Source organism: Streptomyces gilvus (assembly GCF_022513565.1).
Taxonomy (GTDB): Bacteria; Actinomycetota; Actinomycetes; order Streptomycetales; family Streptomycetaceae; genus Streptomyces; species Streptomyces gilvus.
Genome location: NZ_JAKWBE010000005.1, coordinates 156,697 through 171,432, shown reverse-complemented (window position 1 = coordinate 171,432; position 14,736 = coordinate 156,697). Strand labels below are relative to the sequence as shown.

The 14,736-nt window shown below is 74.0% G+C and carries 8 protein-coding genes; 6 read left to right on the top strand and 2 right to left on the bottom strand.

Features of this window, described 5'->3' with window-relative positions; genetic code table 11:
- Positions 1-37 precede the first annotated feature (37 nt).
- Positions 38-1,354: a hypothetical protein gene (locus MKW14_RS10835; RefSeq protein WP_240861606.1), complete on the top strand. Its 1,317-nt coding sequence runs from the start codon at positions 38-40 to the stop codon at positions 1,352-1,354.
- Here the strand turns inward: MKW14_RS10835 and MKW14_RS10830 are convergent.
- Positions 1,330-4,149 (bottom strand): SpoIIE family protein phosphatase, encoded by a 2,820-nt coding sequence (locus tag MKW14_RS10830; RefSeq protein WP_240861602.1) that lies wholly within the window; start codon positions 4,147-4,149, stop codon positions 1,330-1,332. The two genes, MKW14_RS10835 and MKW14_RS10830, sit on opposite strands and share 25 nt — an antisense overlap.
- 157 nt (positions 4,150-4,306) lie before the next feature.
- Here MKW14_RS10830 and MKW14_RS10825 point away from each other — a divergent pair, with 157 nt between their 5' ends.
- Together MKW14_RS10825 and MKW14_RS10820 are read left to right on the top strand one after the other, a co-directional pair.
- Complete coding sequence (locus tag MKW14_RS10825; RefSeq protein ID WP_240861598.1) at positions 4,307-6,670, top strand: beta-galactosidase; 2,364 nt, start codon at positions 4,307-4,309, stop codon at positions 6,668-6,670.
- A 106-nt stretch (positions 6,671-6,776) separates the two neighbouring features.
- The gene (locus MKW14_RS10820) at positions 6,777-7,841 is read left to right on the top strand and encodes a LacI family DNA-binding transcriptional regulator (protein WP_240861595.1); all 1,065 of its coding nucleotides are present in this window, start codon (positions 6,777-6,779) and stop codon (positions 7,839-7,841) included.
- Positions 7,842-7,955: 114 nt separating this feature from the next.
- Here MKW14_RS10820 and MKW14_RS10815 read toward each other — a convergent pair whose 3' ends face one another.
- Entirely contained in the window at positions 7,956-8,720 is a 765-nt protein-coding gene (locus MKW14_RS10815; protein WP_240861591.1) for a sugar isomerase domain-containing protein, read from the bottom strand.
- Positions 8,721-8,878: 158 nt separating this feature from the next.
- Here MKW14_RS10815 and MKW14_RS10810 point away from each other — a divergent pair, with 158 nt between their 5' ends.
- The 3 genes from MKW14_RS10810 (at position 8,879) to MKW14_RS10800 (ending at position 14,708) form a co-directional block, all read left to right on the top strand.
- Positions 8,879-9,763 carry a MurR/RpiR family transcriptional regulator gene (locus tag MKW14_RS10810; RefSeq protein ID WP_240861590.1) on the top strand — a complete coding sequence of 295 codons (885 nt, stop codon included), beginning with the start codon at positions 8,879-8,881 and terminating at the stop codon, positions 9,761-9,763.
- Between the two features lie 134 nt (positions 9,764-9,897).
- Positions 9,898-14,118 (top strand): glycoside hydrolase family 38 N-terminal domain-containing protein, encoded by a 4,221-nt coding sequence (locus tag MKW14_RS10805; RefSeq protein ID WP_240861588.1) that lies wholly within the window; start codon positions 9,898-9,900, stop codon positions 14,116-14,118.
- Positions 14,115-14,708, top strand: coding sequence for a peptidyl-prolyl cis-trans isomerase (locus MKW14_RS10800; protein WP_240861584.1), 594 nt, complete (start codon positions 14,115-14,117; stop codon positions 14,706-14,708). Before MKW14_RS10805 ends, MKW14_RS10800 begins: the two co-directional genes overlap by 4 nt.
- Positions 14,709-14,736: the final 28 nt, after the last annotated feature.

The following is a 14,736-nucleotide window of genomic DNA, read 5'->3' as shown; positions in this document are numbered from 1 at the left end:
AGGTCCGGACACGGCTCCCCGGCCTAGCGTTTCGACCGTGAACCGCGACCTGAAGCGAGATCTCCGCGCCGCGTCGGCCGCCGCCGCGCTCGTCGTCGTGGCCGCTGTCGTCGGCACCGCCGTCCAGCACCGTGACGGCTCACTGCGCGCAGGCTGGCCCCCGCTGCTGGCGGTCTGGGGCCCGCACCTCGGCCCCGGCACCCCGGCCGCGATCCTGGTGGCGGCCGTCGTGGTGGCGTACGGCCCCGCGCTCGCCGTCCGGCTGCCCTGGCGCCCGCTGCTGCTGACCGCCTGGGGCGGGTCCATGGCCTGGACGTGGTCGCTCGCACTCGTCGACGGCTGGGACCGGGGCGTCGCCCGGCGGCTCACCACGAGGAACGAGTACCTCCAGGTCATCGGCCGCTTCCACGACATCCCCGACACCCTGCGGGACTTCACCCGGCACATCCTGATCGGCACTCCGGACAACTGGCCCGCCCATGTCGCGGGGCATCCGGCGGGCGCGACCGTCACCTTCGTCCTGCTGGACCGGATCGGGCTGCGCGGGGGCGGCTGGGCGGGCGCCTTCGTCATCACCGTCGGTACGACCGCGGCGGCCGCGGTCCTGGTCGCCGTACGGGCGCTGGCCGACGAGCACCTGGCCCGCCGTGCCGCGCCGTTCCTGGTGCTGATGCCGGGCGCGGTGTGGGTCGGGACCTCGGCGGACGGTTACTTCACGGGGGTCTCCGCCTGGGGGCTCGCGCTGCTGGCGCTCGCGGTGCCGGGGCGCCGCCCACGGACGACGGGCTTCGCCGCCGGCCTCCTCCTCGGCCTGACCGCCTACCTCTCCTACGGCCTGACGCTCCTCGCCCTCGTCGCCGCGGCCGTCCTCCTCCTGGGCTCCCGCCGCGCCCGTCCGCTCCCCTTCCTCCTGGCCGGACTGGCGGTCGTCCCGGCCGTGTTCACCGCCCTGGGCTTCAACTGGTGGGAGGCGTACCGCCTGTTGGTCACCCGCTACTACCAAGGATCGGGCGGCGTACGGCCGTACGCCTACTGGGTGTGGGCGAACCTCGCCTGCACGGTGTTCGTCGTCGGCCCGGCGACGGTGGCCGGTCTGCGGCGCGCGGGGACGGCGCTGGTCGAGCGCTCCCCGACTCCCGCCCTGCGGCTGGGCGTTGTGACGGCCGCCGCTCTCCTCGCGCTGCTCGTCGCCGACGTCTCCGGCATGAGCAAGGCGGAGACGGAACGGATCTGGCTGCCGTTCGCGGTGTGGCTGCTCCCGGCGTGCGCGCTCCTGCCGCGTCGACGGGCCTGGCTGACCGCGCAGGCGGTCCTGGCGCTGCTCGTCAATCACCTGCTGCTGACGTGGTGGTGAGACGCGGGCAGCGGCTGCTCCGTCCAGATCACCTTGCCGTCGGCGGTGTACCGCGTCCCCCAGCGCTCGGTGAGCTGGGCGACCAGGAAGAGTCCGCGGCCGCCCTCGTCCTCGGTGCGGGCCCGGCGCAGCCGGGGTGAGGTGCTGCTGCCGTCGGAGACCTCGCAGATCAGGGCGCGGTCGCGCAGCAGGCGGAGCTGGAGGGGGCCGGTGGCGTGGCGGATGGCGTTGGTGACGAGTTCGCTGACGACCAGTTCGGTGGTGAAGGCGAGGTCGTCCAGGTCCCAGGCGGCGAGCTGTTCGGTGACGGCCGTGCGGGCGCGGGAGACGACCGCCGGCTCGCTGGGCAGCTCCCACTCCGCGACCCGTTCGGGGCCGAGGACATGGGTGCGGGCGACGAGCAGGGCCACGTCGTCGCCGGGCCGGGCCGGCAGCAGCGCGTCCAGGACCGCCTCGCAGGTGTCCTCCGGCGCCCGGTCGGCCACGGCGAGGACGCTGCGCAGCCGGTCCAGTCCGGAGTCGATGTCACGCAGCCGGTCCTCGATCAACCCGTCGGTGTAGAGCACCAGTTGGCTGCCCTCGGCCAGCTCCAGCTCGACGGTCTCGAAGGGCATGCCGCCGAGGCCGAGCGGCGGACCGGAGGGCAGGTCCACGAAGTCGACGGTGCCGTCGGGCCGTACGACCGCGGGCAGCGGATGCCCGGCGCGGGTGAGAGTGCAGCGCCGGGACACCGGGTCGTAGACGGCGTAGAGGCAGGTCGCGCCGACGATGCCGGAGTCGGCCTGGGTGCTGTCCACCGCCCAGCCCTCGCCCCGGTCGAGCCGTCCGACCAGGTCGTCGAGGTGGGTGAGGAGGTCGTCCGGGGGCAGGTCCAGGGAGCAGAAGTTGTGGACGGCGGTGCGCAGCCGGCCCATCGTGGCGGCGGCGTGCAGACCGTGCCCGACGACGTCCCCGACGACCAGCGCGACCCGCGCGCCGGACAGCGGGATCACGTCGAACCAGTCGCCGCCGACCGCCGCCTGCGCGGGCAGATAACGGTAGGCGGCCTCGACGGCGCTCTGCTCGGGCCGCCCCTTGGGCAGCAGGCTGCGCTGCAGGGCGAGTGCGGTGTTGTGCTCGCGGGTGTAGCGGCGGGCGTTGTCGATGCAGATCGCCGCGCGGCCGACCAGCTCCTGGGCGAGGGAGAGGTCGTCGTCCTCGAAGGGGGCGGGCTTCTCGGACCGGTAGAAGCTGACCACGCCGAGGGTCGTGCCGCGCGCCCGCAGCGGCACCGTGATCAGGGAGTGGATGCCCGCGGCGAGGGTGCGCTCCAGCCGGGAGGGGTCCTGTGCGATCCAGCCGCCCGCGTCGGCCAGCACGGGTTCCAGCACCGAGCGCCGGCTCTCCAGGCTGCGGGCCTGCGGTGTCGACGGCACGTACTCGACGGTGTCCCCGACCCCGTACAGATGCGACTCCTCGTGCACGGCGCCCAGGGCGATCCGGCGCAGCGGGGTGTCCGGGCCCAGCGGGCCGGGCTCCTCGCCGCGCAGCACCGCGTCGGGCAGGTCGACGGCGGCGAAGTCGGCGAACCGGGGCACGGTCACCTCGGCCAGTTCCTCCGCGGTCCGCGTCACGTCGAGCGTGGTCCCGACCCGCACCCCGGCGTCGTGCAGCCACTCCAGCCGCCGGCGGGCCAGCACGGCCAGCCGCCCGACCCCGGGCTCCCCGACCAGCAGCAGCCGGCTCTCCCCGTCGTCGATGATGTCGCCGACGGTCTCTGGGGGAGCGGGGGCCGCCCGGTTCACCAGGGGTACGACGGCTCGTACGGCGACGGGGTGCGCGGCGGGGACCGGGGGCGTCGCCCGTACGGCCTGCGCGGGAGCCGTCGCGGTGGATCCGTCCGGCAGCGTGAGTGCCGGTCCGCCGAGCCGGGGCCCGCCCAGGATCCGTGCCTCGACCGCCACCCCGGACTCCCCCGCGGCGCCCATGATCTGGCGGCGCAGCAGCGTGGCCACGCGTCCGCCCGACAGGGCCACCTCGTCCAGGGTGCGGTTGGGGGAGGCGATGAGTTCCTCGGCGCGCTCACGCAGCAGGGCGAGGTCGATCCGGCCGAGGTCGTCCCCGCCGCGTCCTTCGGGCCGTCCGCCGGTGGCGAGGTCGGCGCGCCGGTAGGCGGCGATCAGCGCGCGTTCCCGCTCCGTGGACTGTTCCAGCAGCCGCGCCTCGATGTTCCGCGCGGCCTCGCGGACCAGCCGCACCATGGTGGGGTCGCCGTCGTCGCGCAGACAGGTCAGGTCGAGCACGGCCTCGATGTGCCCGCTGAGCGGGTCCCGCACCGGCGCCCCCGCGCAGGCGAAGGGCTGCAGACAGTCGGCGAAGTGCTCACGGCCGACGACGTAGACGGGCCCGCGTTCGGCGAGCGCGGTGCCCACGCCGTTGGTGCCGACGACCGGCTCGGAGGCGTCGAACCCGGGCGCGAAGTTCACCGCGTCCAGCCGGTCGCGCAGCCGCGCGTCCCCGCCGAGCCGCTGGACCATGCGCCCGTGCGTGTCGCACAGCGCGATGGTCATGCCGGCCTCGGCGAGGGAGTCGGTCAGCCGCTGCAGCACCGGGTCGGCCGCCCGCAGGAACCGCTCGTCCAGGGTCAGGTCCGGCGCGTACGGGACCAGCAGCTGGTGCGGCTGGAGCCCCGCGGAGCGGCACCGCTTCCAGGACTCCAGCACATCGTCCCGGACCTCCGCCTCCACGCGTGCCCCGGCCAGAAAACGTTCGTGGGCATCGACGAGCCCGCCGATGTCGTCCCAGGCGACGGACACCGCGATCACTTCCTCCAGGCGGTATCACCCTAGACCCACTGTGACACAGGCCACAACCTCGAACACTTGGGGGGCAGCGGCCCACTTCCCAAGGTCCCGGCGGGGACTTATGTTACCGGTAACACGACACCCTTCGGCCGCCTGGGAGAAGCCCTCGATGCCCGCACCGCACCGACCGCACCGCCTCCGCGTCCCCGCTCCCTCCGCACCTCCGCCGACCGGCCACCTCCCCTTCGCCGACGCGCCGGGAGCCGCCGACCCGATCGAGGTGACCGGCCGCTGGCTCACCAGGGGCGGCCGTCCCTGGTTCCCGGTCTCCGGCGAGTTCCACTACTCCCGCTTCCCGGCCGCCGGATGGGAGGAGGAGCTGCTGAAGATGAAGGCGGCCGGGGTGACGGCGGTCGCGAGCTACGTCATCTGGATCCACCACGAGGAGACCGAGGGCCGTGTCCGCTTCGACGGCGACCGCGACCTGCGCCGGTTCGCCGAGCTGTGCGCCCGCCACGGCCTGGACTTCATCCCCCGCATCGGCCCCTGGTCCCACGCGGAGGTACGCAACGGCGGCCTCCCCGACTGGCTGATGGCCCGCGGCTGCACACCCCGCACCGACGACCCCGCCTACCTGGAACCCGTACGCGCCTGGTTCACGGCGATCGCCGGGCAGCTGCGCGGCCTCGACCGCGCCCACGGCGGCCCGATCGTCGCCGTCCAGATCGAGAACGAGCTCTACGACCAGCCCGGCCACCTGCTCACCCTGAAACGGATGGCCCAGGAGGCGGGGCTCGCCGCACCCCTGTGGACGTCGACCGCCTGGGGCGGGGTCCGGCTCCCGCCCGACGAACTGCTGCCCCTCTACGGCGGCTACACCGAGGCCTTCTGGACCGAGGCGGACGGCGGCTGGCCCGACACCTGCCGCAAGCACTTCTTCTTCACCCACCAGCGCGACGACGAGGGCATCGGCGCCGATCTGCGCCCGACGACCGTCCGGGGCGGCGAACCGGACGCCTTCGCGGACCGCTTCCCCTGGGCCACCTGCGAACTGGGCGGCGGGATGGCGGTCTCCTACCACCGGCGGCCCCGCGTCGACGCGGCCGACATCGGGGCCCTCGGCCTCACGAAGATCGGCTGCGGCTCGGTGTGGCAGGGCTTCTACATGTTCCACGGCGGCACCAACCCGGCCGGCGAGCACACCACCCTCCAGGAGTCCCACGCCACCGGCTACCCGAACGACCTGCCGGTCCTGACGTACGACTTCCAGGCGCCGCTCGGCGAGCACGGCCAGTACCGGCCCTCGTACCACGAACTCCGGCTCCAGCACTTGCTGTTGGCCCAGTACGGGCATCTCCTCGCCCCCATGGAGTCCGTGCTGCCCGAGCGGCGGCCGCAGGGCCAGGGAGACCGGGACACCCTGCGCTGGGCGGTGCGCTCGGACGGCGCCTCGGGCTTCCTGTTCGTCAACAACCACCAGCCGCACGAGCCGCTGCCCGAGCATCCGGGGACGTCGTTCGAGGTCGCATTCCCGGACGCTGGCGGGGCGTTGACCTTCCCCAGCACCCCGGTCACGGTCCCGTCCGGCGCGTACTTCTGCTGGCCCCTGCGGCTCGACGTCGCCGGGCTCCGGCTGGAGTGGGCGACCGCGCAGCCGGTGTGCACGGTGGACGTCGACGGCCGTACGGTCCTGGTGCTGGCGGCGACGGACGGCATCGCTCCCGAACTCGCCCTGGACGCGGGCACGTTGACCTCGGTGCGGGCGCCCTCCGGAGACGTCGTACGCGCCGACGGCCGGGTCCTGGTCACCGGGATCCGGCCCGGCACCGACGCGCTGGTGGAGGTGGACACGGCCGACGGCGGCCGGGTCGGTCTGCTGGTCCTCGACGCGGCGGGCGCGCGCACGCTCTACCGGGGTGTCGCGTGGGGCGCGGAGCGGCTGGTGCTGTGCGCGGACGGAGTGGTGTTCGACCACGACGAGGTACGGGTGCACAGCCGCGCGGAGCGGCCGTCCGTCGCCGTACTCCCGGCACCGGAGCGGGACCTCGCGGGGGCCGTACGGCAGGGAGCGGACGGGGTGTTCACCCGGTACGCGGTCGAGGCGGACCGCCTTGGGGAGGTTCCGGAGGTGTCGGTCGACCTGGTGCGGCCCGCGGGTGCGGCACCGGCTCCTGTGACGGGAGTACAGGGACGGGCGAGCGTGCCGGCGGACAAGTACTTCGAGACCGTCGCGGCGGAGCACCGGGTCGAGGTGCCCGAGGGGCTGCCGGACGGTGCGATTCTGCGGGTCCGGTGGAGCGGGGACGTGGCGCGGGCGTACCTGGGGGACGCGCTGGTCGCGGACCAGTTCTTCTCGGGACGGGTCTGGGACATCGGCGTCGGGCGGCTGCCCGCCGGGCCGCTGCGGCTGTGCGTGCTGCCGCTGGCGGACGACGCGGCGGTGTACGTGCCGGAGGAGGCCCGGGCCGGGTTGGGGAGGGCGGTGGTCGAGGGGGCGGAGTGGGTTGTCGTGCGGAGGAGTGCGATTCGGTAGGAGAACTCGGACCCGGGCTCGGGGCGCGGTCAGGGGTGGCACCCGCGAGCCCGCCTATGCTGGGCCCCGCCCGCCGCCCATGAAACCCCAGTCGAGGACAGCCCCCATGACCGCCACCCCCGCCGACGGCTCCTCCCCGAAAGGGCGGCGGCGGCGGAACTTCGCCGGGGCCCGGCCCGTGATGGACGACGTGGCGCGGCTGGCCGGGGTGTCCAAGCAGACCGTGTCCCGGGTGCTGAACGACCATCCGTCCGTACGGCCCGAGACACGGGAAGCGGTCACGGCCGCCATGGGAGCGCTCGGGTACCGGCCCAGCCGTAGCGCGCGCTCGCTGGCCAGTGGGCGGACACGGATGCTCGGGGTGATCTCCTTCGACGCCGCCCGGTACGGCCCCGCCTCCGTGCTGACCGCCATCAACACCGCGGCCCAGGACGCCGGTTATCTGGTCAGCTCGATCGCGCTGGACACGGCGGACCGGGACACGGTCGTCCGGGCGGTGGACCGGCTGTCGGCCGAGGGCGCCGACGGCGTGATCGCCATCGCCCCGCAGCGCTGGGTGGGCCAGGCGCTGACCGACGCCCGGCTCGACACCCCGCTGGTGGTGCTGGAGAACGACGTCGAGGGCGGCCCCTCGGTCGTCACCGCCGACTCCCGCACCGGCGCCCGCCTGGCCACCGAGCACCTGCTGGGCCTGGGGCACCGCACGGTCCACCACATCGCCGGCCCCGCCGGCTGGAGCTCCGCCGACCGGCGCCTCGCGAGCTGGCGGGAGACCCTGACGGCGGTCGGCGCCGAGGTGCCGGAGCCCCGCTTCGGCGACTGGAGCGCCGACTCGGGCCACGAGGTCGGCCGCGTCCTGGCCCGCCGCGCCGACGTCACGGCGGTGTTCGCCTCCAACGACCAGATGGCGCTCGGTGCGCTGCACGCCTTCCACGAGGCCGGCCGCGCCGTACCGGAGGAGGTCAGCGTCGTCGGCTACGACGACATCCCGGAGGCCGCGCATCTGCTGCCGCCGCTGACGACCGTCCGCACCGACTTCACCGAGATCGGCACCCGCTCGCTCCGTCTCCTGCTGAACCGTGTCGAGGGCCGCGCCGAACCGGTGCCGGTCGAGCCGCTGGTCCCGGTGGAACTCGTGGTCCGCCGCAGCAGCGGACCGGCGCCCCACTGAATGATCGCGACCGGTCCCTGTCCACTGGCGGTGACCCTCGCCCCCTGGGGGCGCGGGGAACTGCGCGACCGGCCCCCACCGGCCCGCAGCTTCGTGTCCGCGCCGCCGACGGAGTCAACTCGCGGTGCGCCGGATCCGTCCGGCGTACCGCTTCTCCAGTTCCAGGTTGCCCTCGAAGCCGCCGGGCACGTTGGCGGAGACGTAGACCGGCGGCCGCTCCCCCGCGTCGAGGAGCAGCTTCGACGCCTCCGCCACCGCCATCTGGACCAGCATCACGCCGGTCAGTGTGGACAGCGCGCACACCGCGCCCCCGCCCGGAAGCTCCAGCAGCGCGTCCCCCCGGGGAGCCCGGTTGTCGAGGACGACGTCGGCCAGGTCGGCGAGCTTCCTGCCGCTGGGATGCCCCGCGGGCACCGCCCGGGTATGGGTGAGGGAGGTGACGGCCAGCAGCCGGTGGCCCCGCTCCTTGGCCAGCAGGGCCGTCTCCACGATCACGTTGTTGACGCCCGAGTTGGAGATGATCACGAACAGGTCCTGGGGGCGGGGCTCGGCGAGCCGGTAGATGCGCTCGGCGACACCCTCCCGCCGCTCCAGCAGCGGATCGTCGAGGACGCCCGGAGCGTCACCGCCGTACAGCACCAGGTCGGCGATGCTCAGCCGGTTGGTCGGCACCAACCCGCCCGCGCGGCCCGCGAGTTCGAGGACGATCGCCTGGGAGTGGCCGGTGCCGAAGGCCTGGATCACCCCGTCGGAGCGCACACAGCCGGCGATCAGTTCGGCGGCGCGTGCCACCTCCTCGCGCGCGGACTCGGTGAGGTCCCGCAGGACGGTCAGGCTCTCCCGCGCGAAGCCCTCGGCGTTCACGGACTCGTCGGACACGCGACACTCCCCACTGGTGGCTTGAACCACCCCGTACACCGTCACAGATGAATCAATAAATCACATGGCTCATGCGGCGAGCAATGGACGAACACCGCTCACCTTTATGGTCCTGGTATTCAATCCATGCCCCTGAGGGTGGCTGATACCTTCTGTGCATGCCCTCCACGGACGTCACCACACTGATCCGGACCGAGCTGCCCCGCCTGGCCGGCTCCCTGCGGAAGGTCGGCGAGCTGATCCTGGAGGATCCGGCGGCCGTCACCCACTGCTCGGCCGCGGAGCTCGGCCGCCGCACCGGCACCTCCCAGGCGACGGTGACCCGGTTCTGCCGGGCCATCGGCCTCGACTCCTACCAGCATCTGCTGATCGAACTGGCCCAGGAGCGCGGCCGCGGCGAGGTCTCCGCCTGGGGCTCGACCGAGATCGACACCGACATCTCGCCCGAGGACAGCCTGGAGCGGGTGGTCCAGGTCGTCGGCAGCGCGGACCTGCGCGCGATCCAGCAGACCATCGACCGCATCGACCTCGACGCGCTGGAGCGCGCGGCCCAGGCCCTGGCCAAGGCACGCCGTATCGACGTGTACGGCGTCGGCGGCAGCGGAGCGGTGGCGCAGGAGACGGAGACGCGGCTGTTCCGCATCGGCTGCCAGGTCCGCGGCTGGACGGAGGTGCACGGGGCGGCCACCTCGGCGGCCCTGCTCACCCCGGCGGACGTGGCCATAGGGATCTCCCACTCCGGGGCGACGCGCGAGACGCTCGAGCCGCTGGAGATGGCCAAGGAACGGGGCGCCACCACGATCGCGATCACCACCGATCCGCGCTCGCCGCTGGCCCGGGCCGCCGACATCCGGCTGATCCCGGCCACCTCCGAGACCAGCTTCCGCACCGGCAGCATCGGCGGCCGCCACTCCGTCCTGATGATCGTCGACTGTCTCTACGTCCGGGTCGGCCAGCTCTCCTACCAGCGCGCCAGCGCCTCGCTCGCCCTGACCGACCACATCACCCCGCAGCACGCGGTGAAGTCGCGCCGGGCGAGATGACCGGATCCGTGCCGCGTCGGCCGGGGGTGGGCGGATCTGTATGGATGAACCACCGAGAAAACGTGCGGATGGTTGTTTGAATCATCCCTCCGATGCCAGGATGGGGCTCCGCCGAGCATCCTGGTAGGAGACCCATGCGCGTCACCGCTGCCGAGTCGACCGAGCTGTTCGTCGGCACCGCCGAGCATCCGCAGCAGGTGGTGGCCGTCGAGATCGAGCACTCCCCCGGACGGACGGTGCTGCTGACCGTCGAGGGCCCGGGCGTCACCGGTGACGCGGTCGCCGAGACGGGCGACGACGGGGCCGTACGCGCGGAGATACCCGTGAACGTCGAGGGTCTGACGCCCGGCGACCGGTGCGAGGTCACGCTCACCGCCGTCGACGGCGGCCAAGTGGCCCGGCACTCCTTCGCGTTCACGGCCGCCGAGACCGGCTGGACCATGTTCATGGTCAGCCACTTCCACTACGACCCGGTGTGGTGGAACACCCAGGGTGCCTACACCGAGACCTGGGACGTCGCCGACGAGCCCGCCGTCACCGGCCTGCCGGCCCGCACCTTCGACTCGCGCGGCCAGTCCGGGATGAGCCTGGTGCGCGCCCACTGCGACCTGGCCCGGCGCGACCCGGCGTACACCTTCGTGCTCGCGGAGGTCGACTATCTCAAGCCGTACTGGGACGCCTTCCCGGAGGAGCGCGCCTTCCTGCGCGAGCTGATGCGCACCGGCCGCGTGGAGATCATGGGCGGCACCTACAACGAGCCGAACACCAACCTCACCGGCGCCGAGGCGACCGTGCGCAACGCGCTGTACGGCGACGGCTTCCAGCGCGGGATCATGGGCGGATCGCCTCAGACCGCCTGGCAGTTGGACGCGTTCGGGCACGATCCGCAGTTCCCCGGGCTGATGGCGGACGCGGGGATCGGCTCCAGCTCCTGGGCGCGCGGCCCGTTCCACCAGTGGGGGCCCGCCCTCTCGGTGTTCGGCGAGGAGCCGCGCGATCCCGGGCGGATGCAGTTCCCGGCGGAGTTCAGCTGGATCGCCCCGTCCGGGCGGGGACTTCTGACCGCCTACATGGTCAACCACTACGGCGCCGGCTGGGCGATCGACAACGCCCCTTCCCTGCCGGCGGCGGAGGCGGCCGCCCTCAAGCTGTTCCGGGGCCTGAGGTCGGTCGCCCTCACCCGCAACGTCCTGCTCCCGGTCGGCGGTGACTACGCGCCCCCCTGCCGCTGGGTGATGGACATCCACCGGGACTGGAACGCCCGTTACGTCTGGCCCCGGTTCGTCAGCGGCACCCCGCGCGACTTCTTCGCCGCCGTCCGCGCCGAACTCGACGCCGAGGGCCGCAAGGCCTCGCCCCAGACGCGCGACATGAACCCGGTCTACACCGGCAAGGACGTCTCCTACATCGACACCAAGCAGGCCCAGCGGTACGGCGAGACGCTGCTGGCCGACGCGGAGGCCTGGGCGACCCTCGCCTGTCTCGTCACCGGCCGGCCCTACCCGGACGCGGCCCTCGACAAGGCCTGGCGGCAACTGATCTACGGCGCCCACCACGACGCCATCACCGGCTCCGAGTCGGACCAGGTCTACATCGACCTGATGACCGGCTGGCGCGAGCTGTACGACCTGGCCCGGCTGGTCCACGCCGACGCGACCCAGGCCCTCGCCGACCACGTCACGCCGGGCGACGGGCCCGATCTGGTCGTCTTCAACCCCTCGACCTGGACCCGCGGGGACGTGCTGACGATCGACGACCCGGGCCTCGCGCCGGCCGGCCTGCCCGCGGTCCGCGAGGACGGCCAACTCCACGTGGTGGTCCCGGACTTGCCGGGCATGGGCTACAAGGCCCTTCCCCTCACCGACGGTTCCGTCCCCGAGTGGACGCCCGGCGAGGGCACGACCATCCGCAACGCCTTCTACGAGGTGACGGTCGACCCCGCGCGCGGCGGCGGCGTCAGCAGTCTGCGCGCGCTCACCGAGGGCGGCCGGGAGCTGCTGCGCGCCGGGGACATCGGCAACGAGCTGGTCGTCCAGGAGGAGTACCCGAGACACCCGCGCTTCGGCGAGGGCCCCTGGCACCTCACCCCGACCGGCACCACGGCCGCCCGGAGCCGGGACGTGCGCGCGGACATCGATGTCGAGCACTCCCCGGCCGGCTCGCGCATCACCGTCCGCGCCGACCTGGGCCTCTTCCGGTACACGCAACGTCTGACGCTGTGGACCGGCGTCCCGCGCCTCGACGTGACCACCACCGTCGACGGCTACGACGGCGCCGACCGGCTGATCCGCGTCCGCTGGCCCTCCGACGTCCAGGGCGGGCTGCCGGTGCACGAGGTCGCGGACGCGGTGATCGGGCGCGGCTTCGGGTTCGTGGACGTGGACAGCGAGCGGTTCCCGTGGACGCTGGACAACCCGGCCAACACCTGGTTCGGGCTCGGCTCCACGGCCCGGGTGGAGCTGCGGGACGAGACGGGGAAGGTGACGGGCCGGCGCTCGATCGGGGTCGCCGAGCTGGTGTACCCCTCCTGGGAGGAGGCCGGTGAGCCGGGCACCCCGCTCGCCGCCGCGCTGGTCCGCGCCGGGGTCACGGCGACCTCGACGATCGCCGGCGGCCCCCGCTACGGCGACCTCGAGGTCGACTCCAACCTGCCGGACATCCGGATCGCCGTCGGCGCCCCGGAGCGCAACTCGGTGGTGGCCGAGGCGCTGGCCTGGGATCCGGCGGCCGGGCGCGAACTGCGGCGGCAGGTGGCCGAGGGCGGAGTGGCCGCCGTGTGGGTCGCGCCGCGGGCCGGGCTGCGCGAGGAGTGGGTGCCCGGGGCCGATCTGCGGGACCTGGAGCGGCTTCCGCTGCTGGTGATCGCGGGCGCCGACGCGAACGGGGACGCGAAGGCGGTGGACGCGCTGATCGCCGACCTGGACGACGCGGTCGTCACGGCGACGGCGGCGGGCGGCGGCGAGGCACTGCCGCCGGGCGACGCCTGGGACGGGCGCGGCTTCGCGGTGCTCAACCGGGGCACGCCCGGCTGTGTGGTCACCTCCTCCGGCGATCTCCACATGTCGCTGATGCGCTCCTGCACCGGCTGGCCGTCCGGCGTCTGGGTCGACCCGCCGCGCCGCACGGCCCCCGACGGCTCGGGCTTCCAGCTCCAACGCTGGTCCCACACCTTCGAGTACGCGGTCGTCGCGGGCGAGGGCGACTGGCGCCGGCAGCAACTGCCGCGCCTGGGGCATGAGTTCAACCATCCGCTGACCGCCCGGGTGCGGGGGACGGCGGACGGCGGCTCGCTGCCGCGCGAGTCGGTCCTGCTGGCCCTGGAACCGGCGGGCGAGGTGCTGCTCGACGCCCTCAAGCCGGCCGGTTCGCCGCTCGCCCGGGGAAGCGTCGCGCCCGTCGATCCGGGGCGCGGGGTCGTCGTACGGATGCACGAGGTGAACGGGCGTCCGGTGCGGGCGCGGGTGCACGGCCCCGGGCCGTGGGTGCGCGGCGCCCGGGCGGACGTGCTGGAGACACCCGGTGAGGCGCTCGCGCCGGACGGGCAGGGGGCGCTGGGCCTGGGCCTGACCGGCTTCGAGGTGGCGACCGTCCTGGCCACACCGCCCGAGACCCCCAGGACCCCCTACGACCCCGGAATCGCCGCCCACGAACCGGCCCAGCCGGTCGCCACCCGCTACTGGCTGCACAACTCCGGTCCGGCGCCCCGCGGCAACATGCCGGTCACCGTCTACCTCTCGCCCGGCTCGCTGACCGCCCCCGGCGGCCGGCCGGTCACCGCGACGGTCCGCGTCGCCTCGGAGCTGACCGACGCGCCCGTCCACGGCACCGTGTCGGTCGGCGTCCCGCCCGGCTGGTCCGCCGAACCCGCCGAACTGCCCTACGGCCTGGCCCCGGGCGGCTTCACGCTCACCGAGGTCACGGTGACGCCCCCGCCCGACGCCGCCCCCGGCCGCCACTGGCTGACCGCCCGTCTGACGTACGAGGGCCAGACGTACGAGGACGTGGCCTCCCTCGACGTCCCGGGTGCGCCACCGGGCCCGACCCTGGTCACCGGTCTGGGAGTCGACCGGCTGACCGTCGCCCGGGACGAGCGCGCCCGTGTCCCGGTGACCCTGCGCAACCCCACCCGCGGTCCGGTCGACGGCACCGTGTGGGCGGTCTCCTCGTGGGGCACCTGGGCCGGCGTCACCCCGGCCTGCCAGGGCTTCACCGTGCCCCCGGGCGAGCGGCGGGAGGTCTTCGTCGACGTCGACGGCGCCGCGATCCCCCCGGGCTCCTACTGGCTGATGGCGAAGATCGCCTGCCACGGCCGGGTCGCCTACACCGAGGCGATCCCCCTGGAGGTGACCCCATGACGGACCACGCGGCCCTGGTACACGGCGAGCCGGTCGGGAAACACCGCGTGGACGCCTATCTGAGCGGCCGGGGCGGCACCGCCCTGTCCGCCTCCGCGCAGCGACAACGGCGCCGCTGGGCCACCCAGGTGGTCGTGGGCGACGAACTGGCCCGCCGCGCCTGCGCGGACCGCGACCTCCCCGTCCCGGACGAGGTCCGCGCGACCCAGTTGCTCACCGTGGAGGACATGGGCAGCATCGTCGCGGCCACCCTCGCCCACTCACCGGCCGCCCGTGTGCTGCTCGCCGATCTGGAGTCCGCGCAGGACGTGCCGGAGACGGCCGTGGCGGACTACTACCGGCGCAACCGGGACCGCTTCCTCACCCCGGACGCGCTGCGGCGCGGGATCGACCCCTTCGGCCGTGCCACCCCCGCCGACTTCCTGCCGTACGAACAGGTCCGCGAGGGCATCGGGCGGGAGTTGCGGCAGGCGGCGGGGCGGCGGGCCTTCTTCGACTGGTTCGACCAGGCTCGGGCGGATGTGGTCTACGCGGCCGGGCACGAACACCCCGGCGATCCCTCGCACCAGGACCACGAACACCGCCACTGAACACGGCCGGAACCCAAAAGCAACACCG